Genomic DNA, 14,413 nt, shown 5'->3' with positions numbered 1-14,413 from the left:
GCGCGCGCGATCCGGTCCCGAACGGCGTCAAGGCGCGCCTTCGGTGTTTCGTTCCTGTTGGCGTTGTTATCGGTCATTGGCATAGTCTCGGCGAAGCTAGTGGCAGGACGTTTTGGAGACAAGATGAGAAAGGATTTGGACCGGGTTGTGCGCGCGGTGCGCTATCTCGATCCCGATAGAACATCGGTCGCCCTCATCGCGATGACCGGCCCAAAGCGTCTTCCCGACCCCTGGGCGGCGCTTGCCGCTCTGCCGCGTGGCAGCGCACTGATATGGCGCGCCTATGACGAAAAGCCCGATTATGAGACGGCGAGACGCCTCACCGCGGCCGCACGAAAAAAAACCTGCGTCCTTTTCGTTGCAGGCAGCCCGAAGCTTGGCGGGCGGCTCGGCATCGCCGGCATCCATCTGCCCGAGCGCGATATCGGCCGCTGTCGCGGCATCGCGGCGCATGTTCTGGTCACCGCGGCATGTCATTCGGAGAGGGCGGTGATCGAAGCAGCAAGAGCCGGGGCGGACGCCGTGCTCATCTCTCCCGTCCTGCCGACGGAAAGTCATCCCGGCGGAAAGGTGCTGGGCGTCGTCCGGCTTGCCCGTCTCGCGATGCTTGCAGGCGCGCTCGGCATGCCGGCCTATGCCCTTGGCGGGATCACGGACGAAACGCACATCCGCCGCTTGCAGGGAACCGGCATTGCGGGCGTCGCGGGCATCGGCTTCCTTCTGCATCAGCGATACTCTTCGGGGATATAGCCGAACCGCTCCATCTGTTCGCGATGATCGGCAACAATCCGCTCGACCTGCTCGCGGGTTAACGTTTCCCGCCAGCCGCCGCTTTTTCCCTGCCTGAAGAAGGTGTCGGAATTCGGCGCTCTTTCAGCGAAACCGTGTTCTGCCTCCTGCTTTTGCAGCTGTTCGAAGGAGGCAAAGCGGATCGCACGATCGATCTGCTTCTCATTCGCCGGGATGCCAAGAACCCGGCTGATCCGCCCGAACTGAACGTTCGGTGCATCCACAATATCTTCGTATTTCACCACGTGAATTTTTGGATTGGCTTTCTCTATCCAGCTTCGCACATGTCCGGACCAGCTGCGAAAGAATTCAGGCATCCTCTCACGGCTTAACCTGGCTCCCATATTCTCGTTGGCGATATATCCGATCGCCCGGTCGATGTCGGGCATACCGAAGTGACTGCGGACCGAAAGGACAACGTCGAGCGGATTGCGCACGATATAGACGGCACCCGCCGAAACGGCGGCTGTCTGCAGGGGCACGCCATGCCAGCTGCCGAAAAAATTATGGGTCTTCACGAGAATGGGATCGGGCCGCAATTCGGTGATGCGCTTGTGTCCGGCGGGAAGGAGTCCGGCAATTTCCGGTTCGCCAAGCTTCTCAAGCGGGGCAGATGCAAAGGGTTCATACCAGGCCCGCGCGGCATCCATCGGACTGAACGAAGCCATCTTGTTGATGTCGAGCGGCTCATCCTTGTCGCGCAACAGGTTGAGCAGAAAGACGCGCATCCACGTGTTGCCGGACTTCGGATAGGAGGCAAGCCAGATCAACGCGCCCATGAAATCGAGCCAATCTCTTCCGTTCGCGTCATGTTACGCGCTGGCGGCGGATGGCGCCGGCACGGCATCGCGGTAATCGTGGGGGATATAGCCGAAGCGCTCCATCTGCTCGTGATGAACCGATATGATCTGCCGCACCTGATCGGGCGTCAGCTTCTCGCGCCATTGATCCCGCTTGCCCTCGCGGAAGAAATTCCGGGACACTTTCGGCCGTTCTTTAAAGCCGGCCTTCTCTTCCTGGGCCTTCAGCACCTTAAAGGATGAAAACCTGATCGCGCGCTCGAGCCTGTCCGGTGAGGGTCTGACTCCGAGAAACGTCGCAACCTGTTTGAAGGTCTTGCGCGGTTTGTCGAGCATATCCTCGTAGCGCACAACCAGTAGTCCAGGGCTCGGTGTTCGAGTCCATGTGCGCACATTTGTGGACCACGATCCGTAAACCTCCGGTGCATGCGATTCCGTGCGGACGGTACCCGCATCCTCATTCGCCAACGCAATGATCGCCTCTTCCAGTGAGATGTCGTAGTGAGGCATCATTGACAATACGACATCAAGCGGATTCCGGACGATGTAAATTGCGCCCGCCGTCACCTCCATATTATGCAGCGGAACGCCGTTACGCTCGCCGAGATAATTGTGGGTCTTGACGAATACTGAGTCAGGAAAGACGGTCGTAAAGTCGCGCTGCACCTGCATCCGGTAGCGCGCCGTTTCTTCGTCGCTCATTTCCCGCAGCGGCGTCGATGTATAGCGCCGGTACCACTGCGCGACGGAACCGCCCAGGCAGAAATCGTCGATCTCGTTGATGTTGACCGGCTGATGGCTGTTCCTGAAAAGATTGTGCAGGAAGCTGCGCATCCATGTGTTGCCGGACTTCGGATAGGAGGCAAGCCAGATCAGGGCGCCCATATCGCGACCTCTCGCGCTGTCATTTATCGGTTGTCGGCGCCATACCTAGCAATTTGCGCAGGCAAAAAAAAGAGAGCGGGTCTTGTACCCGCTCTCTAATCTTAGATTTGCTTCTTCGAAGCGAACTGATCGCAGAAATGATTAGAACGAAACGGAGAGAACGAGACCAGCCGACTGGGATTCCCAGCTACCGCCGCCGAAGCCCGTGATCTCGCTCATCTGAAGATCGAGGCCCACGTCGACGCCCGAGCCGAGATTGTAACCGCCACCGGCCTGCCAAGTCGTGATGTCGCTCGATGCACCGGGGAACGAAATCTCGTCCTCGAGGTAAGCAACGCCAACCGTCCACGGACCCGTGCCATAGGAGAGACCAACGGTCCAGACTTCCTCTTCGAGACCCACAGTGCTCGGGACCGGAACGGAGGTCAGGAAAAGATCTTCCGACTGGTACCAGGCGCCACCGAGCGTGAAGCCGGCGAAGCCGATATTGGCACCGAAGCCGAGTTCCTCGGGATCGCCCGCTGTTGCCGTCGGGGCATCGCCCGACACGTAGAAGCCGTCCACACCGAGATCGACGCTGCCGAAGGAGCCGGCATAGTTGAGCGCGACTTCGACCACATCCTCGATCGAGGTATTATTCGCAACGAGACCAAGGCCGTTCGGGTTCGGACCGTTGAAGGTCGTCTCCGGCGTGTAGGAGAGACCGAGCTGGAAGCCAGCGAAGCGCGGGGTGAAATAGGTCACCTTGTTTGCATCCGCCGCCATCAGCGAGAACGTCGAATGACGGAAGCCATAACCCGTGGTCACGCTCGTCGCGCCGAACGAGTTCAGGATGTTCGGGCTGTCGACACCGTTGCCCGGCACGAACCAGGGCGAGGTGTAGTGCATCTTGAAGGCCGAACCGTCCGTGCCGCCGATTTCGAACCGGCCGAAGCCGCCTTCGAGATAGGCGAAGAGTTCGCGGAACGTCGCGTCGTTGTTGTTGAAGTGCGAGTTCCAGTCGTCACCGAGCGAGAGCGTCGCGAGAACGCCGGCAACCATGCCATTGTCCAGCGTGCCTTCGGCCTTGATGTCGATGTTGCGCGCGACAAGCTTCACGGCCGTGTCCTGAAAGGACGCGCCGCCAAAATCGTCGGCATCAATGACGTAGAAACCGGCCGTCACGGTGCCGCCGACCGTAACGGTCAGCGGATCGCTCGCAAGCGCCGGACCGGCGATGAGGCCGGCCGAGACGAGAGCAGTCGTCCCAAGGAGTGTCTTTTTCATGTGTTCCTCGCAGTATCAGCTAAGAGCTGTTCCATTTGAACGAGCCAGTGGAAAACTTCCCCCGTGGCTCGTGCATCGCCGGGCCGACCGAAACTGCCCCCCGAGCGCATGCCCGATTAATCCGTTGATAAGCGCCTCGGGTCAAGCAAACCTCTCCGCATGACGATGGAATGTCAGTCGATGTTGCGGAAAGGGCACAAATCCGGATACGACCGTTAACCAATGCGATTGCCTGGCCGGAGAATGCCTGTCCACGGAGCGAGTTGTTCAGCGTTCAAGCGGACTCCTTTGCACGAAGCCGGTGTTCCGGCAGGTGCGGACGAGGAGCGGAAGGCGCATCGGCCCTCACCATATTGTGCTTTGCTGGTCACACTTCCCTGCCTGTCCGCCGCTCCCGGCATTTGCGGCGGGCGCCCGCAGGGCGAAGGGAGGGAGATCTTCCCGGGATATGTGCGATTGCGGGGGAAGGCTTTATCTCGCTATAAAAGGCGCGCCGGCTGCGGAACGCGCCGGACATGCGAATTCACTTGCTCTCCGCATGCCGATCACGCAAGAGACGGCGGACAGAGGGGCGCAACGCGAGAGGCTTGCCGTAAATTGATGACCTATCACGGACTGACACGCGCGAAATCGACCGTCGCGGCGCTTCTTTGCGCTGCCTTTCTGGGCCTTGCGGCATGCGGACCCTCGGAATCGAACTTCCCCGGCCAGCCGACGGGCCAGGGCGGCCCCAATAATCCGACGGGCAAGGAACGCGAATCCGTCTTCGGCGAGGACGGCCTGAAACTCTTCGGCGGCGGCGCGGAAGAAAATCTCGGCGGCGGCGGCATCGGCGTGAACAGCTTCCTGTGGCGCGCCTCGCTCGACACGATTTCCTTCATGCCGCTCGCCTCCGCCGACCCCTTCGGCGGCGTCATCATCACCGACTGGTACCAGGACCCGAAGGCGGCCGGCGAACGCTTCAAGGTGACGGTCTATATTCTCGACAAGCGGCTCCGCGCCGATGGCGTCAAAGTGGCCGTTTTCCGCCAGAACAAGGCCGAAAACGGCGAATGGGTCGACGCGCCCGTCGCCAACTCCACAGGCCCGCAGATCGAGAACGCCATTCTCGTCCGCGCCCGCCAGCTTCGCATCAACACGATCGAGGCGCAGGAACAGAAGTAAGCCCGGAACGGGCGGACAGCGGGGCACGCGCTCGGGGAGAGGGCCAGGGCACCCGCCTCCGCCCCGGTCCCGTCCGAGAGATCCCGCAAGACCATGTCCACACGTTACAATGCGCGCACCGTCGAGCCGAAATGGCAGAAGATCTGGGAGGAGCGCGGCGACTTCCTGACCCGCGATCCTGCTGACGAAGGCGCGAACGGCAAACCCAAATATTATGTTCTCGAAATGTTCCCCTATCCGTCGGGGCGCATTCACATGGGCCATGTCCGCAACTACACGATCGGCGATGCGATCGCGCGCTTCCGGCGCGCGCGCGGCTACAACGTGCTGCACCCGATGGGCTGGGATGCTTTCGGCATGCCGGCCGAGAATGCGGCGATGGAAAAGAACGTCCATCCCAAGGGCTGGACCTACGACAACATCGCAGCCATGCGTGCGCAGCTGAAATCGATCGGCCTTGCGATCGACTGGAGCCGCGAATTCGCAACCTGCGATCCCGAATATTACGGCCAGGAGCAGGCACTTTTTCTCGACATGCTGGACGCCGGCATCGTCACCCGCCGCAAGAGCATGGTGAACTGGGACCCGGTCGACAACACGGTGCTCGCGAACGAGCAGGTGATCGACGGCCGCGGCTGGCGCTCTGGCGCGCTCGTCGAGCGGCGCGAACTCACGCAATGGTTCCTGAAGATTTCGGATTTCGCCGACGACCTGCTCGACGGTCTTGAGACGCTGACGCACTGGCCGGAAAAGGTCCGGCTGATGCAGAGGAACTGGATCGGCCGCTCCGAAGGCGCGCGCGTCTTCTTTCCGCTCGACGGCGTGCCCGGCGAAGCGGACCACAGGCTCGAAATTTTCACGACACGCCCGGACACGCTTTTCGGCGCGAGCTTCTGCGCGCTCTCCCCGCATCATCCGCTAACGCAGGCGCTTGCCAAGGACAATCCGGCGCTCCAGGACTTCATCCGCAAATGCGACCAGATCGGCACGTCGGAAGAAGCGATCGAGACGGCAGAGAAGATGGGTTTCGACACCGGCCTCACCGCCCGCCATCCTTTCATGGAAGGCAAGACGCTCCCGGTCTATGTCGCGAATTTCGTGCTGATGGAATATGGCACCGGCGCGATCTTCGCCTGCCCCGCCCATGACCAGCGCGACTTCGACTTCGCAAAAAAATACGGGCTCCCCATCATTCCCGTGGTCACGCCGAAGGACCGCGCGGAAGATCCCGCATGGGGCGCCGAACTCATCGCCGGCACCGACGCCTTCACGGGCGACGGCGTCGCCGTCAATTCGGAGTTCCTGAACGGCCTCGACGTCACCGCCGCAAAGCGCGCTGCGATCGAAAAGCTCGAAGCGCTCGGCCTCGGCGAAGGCACGGTCAACTACCGCCTGCGCGACTGGGGCATTTCGCGGCAGCGCTATTGGGGCTGCCCGATCCCCGTGATCCATTGCGAGGCCTGCGGCGTCGTGCCGGTGCCGCGCGATCAATTGCCGGTCGTGCTGCCCGACGACGTGACGTTCGACCAGCCCGGCAATCCGCTCGACCGCCATCCGACATGGAAGCAGGTAGACTGCCCCGAATGCGGCAGCCCGGCGCGCCGCGAGACGGACACGTTCGATACTTTCGTCGACAGCTCCTGGTATTTCGCGCGCTTCACCGCGCCGGATGCAAAGACGCCAACGGACAAGGAAACCGCAAATCGCTGGCTGCCCGTCGATCAATATATCGGCGGCATCGAGCATGCGATCCTGCACCTTCTCTATGCGCGCTTCTTCACCCGCGCCATGCACAAGACCGGGCATCTTTCGCTCGACGAACCTTTTGCCGGGCTCTTCACGCAAGGCATGGTGAACCACGAGACCTATCGCGACGAACAAGGCCGCTGGGTGCCGCCGGAGGAAGTCGCGATCGAGACGGTGGACGGCAAGCGCGTCGCGAAGCATGTGGAAACGGGCGCGCCGATCCGCATCGGCTCCGTCGAGAAGATGTCGAAGTCGAAAAAGAATACGGTCGACCCCGAAGACATCATCGCGAAATACGGCGCCGACACCGCGCGCTGGTTCATGCTGTCCGACAGTCCGCCCGACCGCGACGTGCAATGGTCCGACCAGGGCGCGGAAGGCGCCTGGCGCTTCACGCAGCGCCTCTGGCGCATGGTGAGCGGCGCCGCAGGAAGCATCGCGCCGAAGGGCGCGGCCATGCCGACGGCTTTCAGCGAAGAGGCGATGGCGCTGCGCCGGGCCGCGCATCAGGCGCTGGCGGCGGCGGCCGACGACTTCGACAATCTGCGCTTCAACAGGGCCGTTGCCCGCGTCTACGAACTCGCCAACGCGATCGCCGCTTTCGCACCTGCGGAACCGAAGAAGGACGATGCGAAATGGGCGCTGCGCGAGGCGCTGGAGCTCATCGTCCAGATCGTCGGCCCGATGATGCCGCATCTTGCGGAGGAGTGCTGGGAGACGCTCGGACACGAGACGCCGCTGACCGGCACCGAATGGCCGGTTGCCGACAAGGCCCTCCTCGTGGAAGACTCCATCACCATTGCCGTTCAGGTGAACGGCAAGCGCCGCGACGAGCTGACCATCGCTCGCGACGCGGACAGGGAAACGGTGGAACGCGCGGCGCTCGCGCTCGACAAGGTGGAGAAGGCGATCGATGGAAAACCCGTCCGCAAGGTCATCGTCGTGCCTGGCAAGATCGTCAACATCGTGGCCTGACGTGAAGCGTCTTGCCGCACCGTTGATCGCGCTCCTGCTGATGGCCCCGCTCGGCGCCTGCGGATTCTCGCCGCTCTATGCCGAGCGGGGCGGCGTCGCGGTGACGGACGAACTCTCGCAACTCGACGTCAGCGCGCCGGACAATGCGCTTGGCCGCGAAATCAAGTACAGCCTGCTCGACCTATTCTCCTCCACCGGCAATCCGCCGCCGAATGCGCCCTACATTCTCGAGATCGCGCCCGTGCTCTACAGCGAGGACGTCATCACCGAGCGCGACGCGGACGTGACGCGCAAGAACCTCGCGCTTCTCGTGCCCTTCCGTCTCGTGAAGACGGACACGAAGGAGACGCTGCTGCGCTCGACCTCGCGCTCGCGTTCCTCCTACAACCGCGTCCAGTCCGAATATGCCAACATCGTCGCCGACAAGGACACGCGCGAGCGCATCGCCAAGGCGGCCGCAAGCGACATCAAGCTGCAGCTCTCGATCTATTTCGATCGCGCGGCCAAGACCGGCAGCTAGGCGGAACGCGCCTTGAAAATCGCGCCCCGCGACGCAGACCGTTTCGTCAAGAGCCCCGATCCGAAGGTGCTTGCGGTTCTTGTCTACGGACCCGACGCCGGGCTCGTCCGTGAGCGGATCGAGATCATGCTGCGGACCGTCGTTGACGATCCCACCGACCCTTTCCGGATTTCGGAACTTTCCGACGGCGATCTGAAGCAGGACCCCGCGCGCCTCGCCGACGAGGCGGCGTCGATCGCCATGCTCGGCGGCAGGCGCGTGGTGCGCATTCGCGGCGCGGCCGACGGCACCGCGAAGATTTTCGAAAGCTTCCTTTCCGATCCCGCGGGCGACGCGCTGATCCTTGTCGAGGCGGGAGAGCTTGGACCGCGCTCGTCGCTGCGCGCGCTTTTCGAGAACGCGAAGAATGCGGCTGCGATTGCCTGTTATGCCGACGGGCGCGAGCAGATCGAGAGCCTGATCCGCTCGCGGCTTTCCGCCGAGGGCCTCGCACCGGAGCCCGCCGCACTCGACTATCTCTTGCAGAACCTCGGCTCCGATCGCGGCGTGACGCAGAACGAGCTCGAAAAGCTCATCCTTTATGCGGGACCCAAAGCGGCGGCGGACAAGCCCGGCGAGAAGCGCATGGTGACGCTCGACGATGCACGGGCCAGCGTCGGCGACAATGCAGGCTCGAACCTCGACGAGGTGATCGACGCCGCGATGACGGGCGACCTCGACCGGCTCGACACCGCGCTCGCCCGCGCCAAGGCCGCCGACACCAATGCCATCGCGATCTTGAATGCGCTTTCGCGCCACCTGATGCAGCTTCACCTCGCCGCCGCGCGCCTCGAAACCGGCAGCGATGTCGAGGGCGCGATCAGAGGCTTCCGGCCGCCGCTCCATTTCAGCCGAAAAACATCCGTACAAGGACAAATGCGGTTGTGGAACCGGCGGCGCCTCGACCGTGCGCTGGCGCTCGCCCTTGAGGCAGAGGGGCAATGCAAATCGACCGGCCAGCCCGATGTTTCGATCTGCGGCCAGACGCTTTTCCGGATTGCCCAAGGCGCGCGTTCAGCGCGCCGTTAGATCAGGATGGCGCAAGATCGGCGCGCCGCGCTGTCCCCGCAAAAGGAGGATAAACCGGGCTCTTTGTCACACGACTGTCATTGAACCGTCATGAACGGCGCTCTTGTCCCCGCTGTGCCGGAGGAAGCACACCCCCGTGCAGTGTTGCAACGGCAGACGAGCCACAGAGGGGATAAGGATCGGAGGGCAGCCCCCTCACCCTTCCCTTTCTCCCGCGGAGAGGGAGAAATCCTCCGTACCCGGATTAATTCGCGTTACTGCATCTTCTGCGCATTGCGGCCGGCGAGGCGGCGGCAGATTTCGTCGAGCTGCTCGAGCGTCTTGTAGGCGATCTTCACCTCGCCGCCCTTGTCGCCGGAGAAGGAAATCTCGACCTTGAGCCCGAGCTGGTCGGAAATGTTTTTCTCAAGCGCCAGCGTGTCGGCATCCTTTTCGGGCTTCGGGAGCGACTTCGGCCGGGCGCTCGCGGCCGCCGCATCGGGCTTGCGGGTGAGCGCCTCGGCCTCGCGCGCCGAGAGACCCTTGGCGACGATCTCGCGGGCGAAACTTTCGGCTTGCCCGTGGCCGATCAGCGGACGGGCCTGGCCGGCCGACAGCTTGCCCTCCTCGATCAGCCCCCGGACGCTATCGGGCAGCGAGAGAAGGCGCAACGTATTGGCGACATGGGAGCGGCTCTTGCCGATGAGCTTCGAAAGCTGGTCCTGCGTATAGCTGAACTGCTGCATGAGGCGCTCATAGCCCGCCGCCTCTTCGACGGCGTTGAGGTCGGCGCGCTGCACATTTTCGATGATCGCGATTTCGAGCGATTCGGCGTCGCTCAGTTCCTTGACGATCACCGGCACCTGATGGAGCTGCGCGGCCTGCGCGGCGCGCCAGCGGCGCTCGCCGGCGACGATCTCGAAGCGGTTGTCCTCGCCCGGCACGGGGCGCACCACGATCGGCTGCAGGATGCCCTTCTCGCGGATCGAGTTCGACAGGTCTTCGAGGTCTTCCGGCCGGAAGGTGTGACGCGGCTGGAAGGGGTTCGCGCGCAGGAACTCGATCGGCACCTCGCGCACGCCCTTGGGCGCCGGTGCTTCCTTGTCGCCAAGCGCGAAGGCGGTGTCCTCGCCGATCAGCGCCGCCAGACCACGTCCAAGCCGGCTCGGGGTTTCCTCTGCCATTGCCATCGCTTCCCTTCCAATTCCATTCCCGGGGCTCATTTGCCTGACCGCCCGCCCCCGGCGCGGCCGCCCTGCCGGTAGGACCGGTAGGGCCTCGCCCATCATTTACCGAAATCGCGGAAAAGCGCCACTGGGCCAAGTTTCCGCCTTACGCCAGCACTACCTTGTATGACCCATAATACAATAGTTTCAATTCGTTAGAAGGCGTTGTTAAGACATTTCGCAGCGCCCTCGCCTCGCCGGCTCCTCCAGTCAGGCGCTTCAAGCCGCCGACTGACGGATGCGGCGCTCGCGCTGGATCATCTCGGCGGCCAGTTTCATATAGGCCTTACTGCCCGCGCAGCGATGATCATAGACCAGCGCCGGCTTGCCATAGGACGGCGCTTCGGAGATGCGGACATTGCGCGGAATGACCGTGCGATAAACCTTGTCGCCGAGATAGGAGCGCACATCGGACGCCACCTGGTCGGAGAGCTTGTTGCGCTGGTCGAACATGGTGAGCACGATGCCCTGGATGTCGAGACGCGGATTGAGGCTGGTCTTGACGCGCTCGACGGTGCGCAGGAGCTGGCTCAAACCCTCCAGTGCAAAGAACTCGCATTGCAGCGGCACGAGGATCGCGTCCGCCGCCGTCATCGCATTGATGGTGAGCAGGTTGAGCGAAGGCGGGCAATCGATCAGCAGATAGGAGTAGGGCCGCGAGGTGCTTTGCTTCTCGGCATCGCTCTCGCCGCGCGTCTTGCCGTGACGCGGCATGCGCGACAACGCATCGCGCAGGCGATGCGAGCGGCGCTGCACGCTGGCAAGTTCGAGCTCCGCGCCGAGAAGATCCATCGTGGACGGAACAATATCGAGGCCGGGCACTTTGGTGGGCACGATCGCATCCTCGATCAGCGCCGCGCCGATCAGCACATCATAAGCGGAGACCTTGCGCTCGTTGCGGCCAATGCCGAGACCGGTGCTGGCATTGCCCTGCGGATCGAGATCGACGATCAGCACGCGCTCGCCGACAGCGGCAAGCGCGGTGCCGAGATTGATCGCCGTCGTCGTCTTGCCGACGCCGCCTTTCTGATTGGCGACGACCAGGATGCGCGGACGATCCGTGGACGGAGCAATCATCGGATTGCCGCCTTCAGCAGGAATGGCGCTCGCGGCAGTTCGGGCCGCGTCAGTCACCAGCATCTTGTCGATCTGTTCCATGAAGGCCTCGCAGCATCAGCACGGAACCCGCTGGATCCGACTGAGAGGGGTGAAGGTCGGCTTCGAATATCCAGCTTTTTCGGGCCAAGGTCAATTCGTCCTGGACCCCCTGCCCCTTCAAAAACAGCCCTACCGTCTGCGGACCGAAAAGCGGCGCGGCCCAGCCAAGCAGCCGGTCGAGCGGCGCCAGCGCCCGGGCGGACACCACGTCGAAGGCGCCCTGCCCGGCTGCGAAACCCTCGATCCGGCAATTATGAACCGTCACCGGCGCTTCCGCCGCCCGCGCCACTTCCCGCATGAAGATGCATTTGCGCTGGTCGCTCTCGACCAGATGCATCTCGAAACCCGGCCTCCCGGCCAGCAGAATGGCCACGACCAGGCCCGGAAAGCCGCCGCCGCTGCCGAGATCGGCCCAGCGCCGCGCCCCCTCGGGCGCCAGCGCCGCGAGCTGGGCAGAATCGAGCATATGCCGCCGCCATAGCTCCGGCAGAGTGCTCGCTGAGACGAGATTTATGGATTTCTGCCACTTGATCAGGAGGGTCTCGTACCGGACGAGCCGCTCCATTGTTTCACGTGAAACACCGAGAAGGGCGGAAAAGGATTCCGCATCAACGACTTGCGGCCCTTCCCCTACTACATGTTGGGACATACCGGGTATGATGCCTCAAGCCGTGCGCTTTTGTTTCACGTGAATCATCAAGGCTGTGAGCGCCGCCGGGGTCACGCCATCGACCCGCGCCGCCTGTCCGAGCGTCGCCGGGCGCGCCGCCGAAAGCTTCTGCCGCACCTCGGAAGAAAGCCCGCCGATGCGCCCGTAATCCAGTCCGGAGGGGAGCTTCAGCCCCTCATCCTTCCGGAATGCCCTTATATCGGCCTCCTGACGCTCCAGATAGCCCGCATATTGGGCCTCGATCTCCATCTGCTCACCGATACCGGGCTCGAAGCCGCCCAGTACGGGCCAAATGGCAGCCAGCCGGGCCACATCCACATCGGGATAGGCAAGCAACTCCAGGGCGCTGCGGGGCACGCCGTCCTGATTGACCTTGAGCCCGCGCTTGTTGAGCTCGCTGGGGCTCAGCCTTGCTGCCGCGCAAAGCGCGCGCGCCGCGTCCAGCGCCTGCATCCGGGCCCCGAAAGCCGACGCCCTCTCCTCCCCCACGACGCCCGCGCCGATCCCTGCCGCCGTGAGGCGCTGATCGGCATTGTCCGCCCGGAGCGTCAACCGGTATTCGGCGCGCGAGGTGAACATGCGATAAGGCTCGCTGACGCCCCGCGTGATCAAATCGTCGATCATCACGCCGATATAGGCCTGCGCCCGGTCGAGGATCAGGGGTTCCGCGCCCGCCGCCGCCAGCGCCGCATTGAGCCCCGCCATCAACCCCTGCGCGGCCGCCTCCTCATAGCCCGTGGTGCCGTTGATCTGGCCCGCCAGGTAAAGGCCGGGAAGCCGCCGCGTCTCCAGCGTGGGCGTGAGCTCGCGCGGGTCGATATAGTCATATTCGATGGCATAGCCCGCCCGGCGCATGACCACATTCTCAAGACCCGGAATGGTCTTGAGGAAGGCAAGCTGCACCTCTTCCGGCAGGGCGGTCGAAATGCCGTTCGGATAGATCGTGTCGTCGTCGAGGCCCTCGGGCTCCAGGAAGATCTGGTGGCTGTCGCGCTCGCGGAACCGCACCACCTTGTCCTCGATGGAGGGGCAATAGCGCGGCCCGACGCCCTCGATCTGGCCGGAATAGACGGGCGAGAACTTCAGGTTCTCCTCGATGATCCGGTGACCTGCCTCCGTGGTCCGCGTGATGTGGCAGGGCACCTGCGGCGTCGAGATTTCCGTGGTCAGGAAGGAGAAGGGCACGGGCGGATTATCGCCCGGCTGCACTTCCAGTTCGCCCCAGGCGATGCTGTCGCCGGCGAGGCGCGGCGGCGTGCCCGTCTTGAGCCGGCCAAGCTGGAAGCCGAGACCATAGAGCTGGTCCGAAAGACCGAGCGCCGGCGCCTCCCCTACCCGGCCCGCCGGGATGCGGCTCGTGCCGAGATGAATCATGCCGCGCAGGAAAGTGCCGGTGGTGAGCACCACGCGAGCGGCCTTCCACTGCCGTCCGTCCTCCGAGGCGACGCCCCTGACCTCGCCCGCCTCCACCAAGAGGTCAGAGACGGCGGCCTCGATCACCTCGAGATTGCGATGGTTCAGGATCGCGGTCTGCATGGCCTCGCGATAGAGCTTGCGGTCGGCCTGGGCGCGGGGGCCGCGAACGGCCGGACCCTTGCGCCGGTTGAGCAGGCGGAACTGGATGCCGGCGGCATCGGCGACGCGGCCCATGAGCCCGTCCAGCGCATCGACCTCGCGCACCAGATGGCCCTTGCCGAGACCGCCAATGGCCGGGTTGCAGGACATCTCGCCGATGGTCGAAATCTTGTGCGTGATGAGCGCCGTGCGCGCGCCCGCACGCGCCGCCGCCGACGCCGCCTCGCAGCCCGCATGGCCGCCGCCGATCACGATCACATCGAATTCGCGCGTCATCGAATTAACCCGCCCGAAAAACCCTGGTGGAGAAAAAGTGCCTGTGGCCGTAGGAACGGATTCGACCGCGGCACAATCAGGCAAACACGGCAGAGCAATAGTCGCTGACGCCTGCCCCGTCAAACTTTTCCACAGAGTCGAATCGCGATTCCACCGAGTTGAGGATTCTGCCGCAAGTGATTGAAGGGGAATCGGATTCGAGCCTTCTTCCTGTTTCACGTGAAACAGGCCCGCTAAGTGGAACCCTCCATCTTCGTCATGGCCCGGCCCTCCTTCAAACTTTTTTGGCGGGCCATCCACGTCTTCCGGCATCCAG

The 14,413-nt window shown here is 63.4% G+C and carries 12 protein-coding genes; 5 read left to right on the top strand and 7 right to left on the bottom strand.

Going from position 1 to position 14,413, the window contains the following annotated elements; all coding sequences use genetic code 11:
• Positions 1-123: 123 nt before the first annotated feature.
• Positions 124-750, top strand: a complete 627-nt coding sequence (locus ACKUUH_RS00425; RefSeq protein ID WP_407947865.1) for a thiamine phosphate synthase — start codon at positions 124-126, stop codon at positions 748-750.
• On the opposite strand, the gene ACKUUH_RS00420 is transcribed toward ACKUUH_RS00425, so the two are convergent.
• The 3 genes from ACKUUH_RS00420 to ACKUUH_RS00410 all read right to left on the bottom strand — a co-directional run bounded on the left by ACKUUH_RS00420 (position 726) and on the right by ACKUUH_RS00410 (position 3,740).
• Positions 726-1,568 carry a sulfotransferase domain-containing protein gene (locus tag ACKUUH_RS00420; RefSeq protein ID WP_407947864.1) on the bottom strand — a complete coding sequence of 281 codons (843 nt, stop codon included), beginning with the start codon at positions 1,566-1,568 and terminating at the stop codon, positions 726-728. The two genes, ACKUUH_RS00425 and ACKUUH_RS00420, sit on opposite strands and share 25 nt — an antisense overlap.
• Positions 1,569-1,601: 33 nt before the next feature.
• Positions 1,602-2,474, bottom strand: coding sequence for a sulfotransferase domain-containing protein (locus ACKUUH_RS00415; protein WP_407947863.1), 873 nt, complete (start codon positions 2,472-2,474; stop codon positions 1,602-1,604).
• A 141-nt stretch (positions 2,475-2,615) separates the two neighbouring features.
• On the bottom strand, positions 2,616-3,740 hold the full coding sequence (locus ACKUUH_RS00410) for a porin (protein WP_407947862.1): 1,125 nt from the start codon (positions 3,738-3,740) through the stop codon (positions 2,616-2,618).
• Positions 3,741-4,340: 600 nt separating this feature from the next.
• Between ACKUUH_RS00410 and ACKUUH_RS00405 the strand changes: the two genes are divergently transcribed.
• From ACKUUH_RS00405 to holA, 4 genes are all read left to right on the top strand, one after another.
• Positions 4,341-4,904, top strand: a complete 564-nt coding sequence (locus tag ACKUUH_RS00405) for a DUF3576 domain-containing protein (RefSeq protein WP_407947861.1) — start codon at positions 4,341-4,343, stop codon at positions 4,902-4,904.
• 93 nt (positions 4,905-4,997) lie between these two features.
• On the top strand, positions 4,998-7,625 hold the full coding sequence (leuS, locus tag ACKUUH_RS00400; protein ID WP_407947860.1) for a leucine--tRNA ligase: 2,628 nt from the start codon (positions 4,998-5,000) through the stop codon (positions 7,623-7,625).
• A 1-nt stretch (position 7,626) separates the two neighbouring features.
• Positions 7,627-8,145 carry a hypothetical protein gene (locus tag ACKUUH_RS00395; RefSeq protein ID WP_407947859.1) on the top strand — a complete coding sequence of 173 codons (519 nt, stop codon included), beginning with the start codon at positions 7,627-7,629 and terminating at the stop codon, positions 8,143-8,145.
• A gap of 12 nt (positions 8,146-8,157) precedes the next feature.
• On the top strand, positions 8,158-9,213 hold the full coding sequence (gene holA, locus ACKUUH_RS00390; RefSeq protein ID WP_407947858.1) for a DNA polymerase III subunit delta: 1,056 nt from the start codon (positions 8,158-8,160) through the stop codon (positions 9,211-9,213).
• 254 nt (positions 9,214-9,467) lie between these two features.
• Here holA and ACKUUH_RS00385 read toward each other — a convergent pair whose 3' ends face one another.
• The 4 genes from ACKUUH_RS00385 to mnmG all read right to left on the bottom strand — a co-directional run bounded on the left by ACKUUH_RS00385 (position 9,468) and on the right by mnmG (position 14,097).
• Positions 9,468-10,382, bottom strand: coding sequence for a ParB/RepB/Spo0J family partition protein (locus ACKUUH_RS00385; protein ID WP_407947857.1), 915 nt, complete (start codon positions 10,380-10,382; stop codon positions 9,468-9,470).
• Between the two features lie 255 nt (positions 10,383-10,637).
• The gene (locus ACKUUH_RS00380) at positions 10,638-11,495 is read right to left on the bottom strand and encodes a ParA family protein (RefSeq protein ID WP_407948016.1); all 858 of its coding nucleotides are present in this window, start codon (positions 11,493-11,495) and stop codon (positions 10,638-10,640) included.
• 49 nt (positions 11,496-11,544) lie between these two features.
• Positions 11,545-12,141 (bottom strand): 16S rRNA (guanine(527)-N(7))-methyltransferase RsmG, encoded by a 597-nt coding sequence (gene rsmG, locus ACKUUH_RS00375; protein ID WP_407947856.1) that lies wholly within the window; start codon positions 12,139-12,141, stop codon positions 11,545-11,547.
• A gap of 99 nt (positions 12,142-12,240) precedes the next feature.
• Complete coding sequence (gene mnmG, locus ACKUUH_RS00370) at positions 12,241-14,097, bottom strand: tRNA uridine-5-carboxymethylaminomethyl(34) synthesis enzyme MnmG (protein ID WP_407947855.1); 1,857 nt, start codon at positions 14,095-14,097, stop codon at positions 12,241-12,243.
• Between the last annotated feature and the right edge of the window lie 316 nt (positions 14,098-14,413).

This window comes from Parvibaculum sp. (assembly GCF_045863935.1).
Taxonomy (GTDB): Bacteria; Pseudomonadota; Alphaproteobacteria; order Parvibaculales; family Parvibaculaceae; genus Parvibaculum.
The sequence above is the reverse complement of the archived record's forward strand: the minus strand, read 5'-3'. Positions and strand labels throughout refer to the sequence as shown.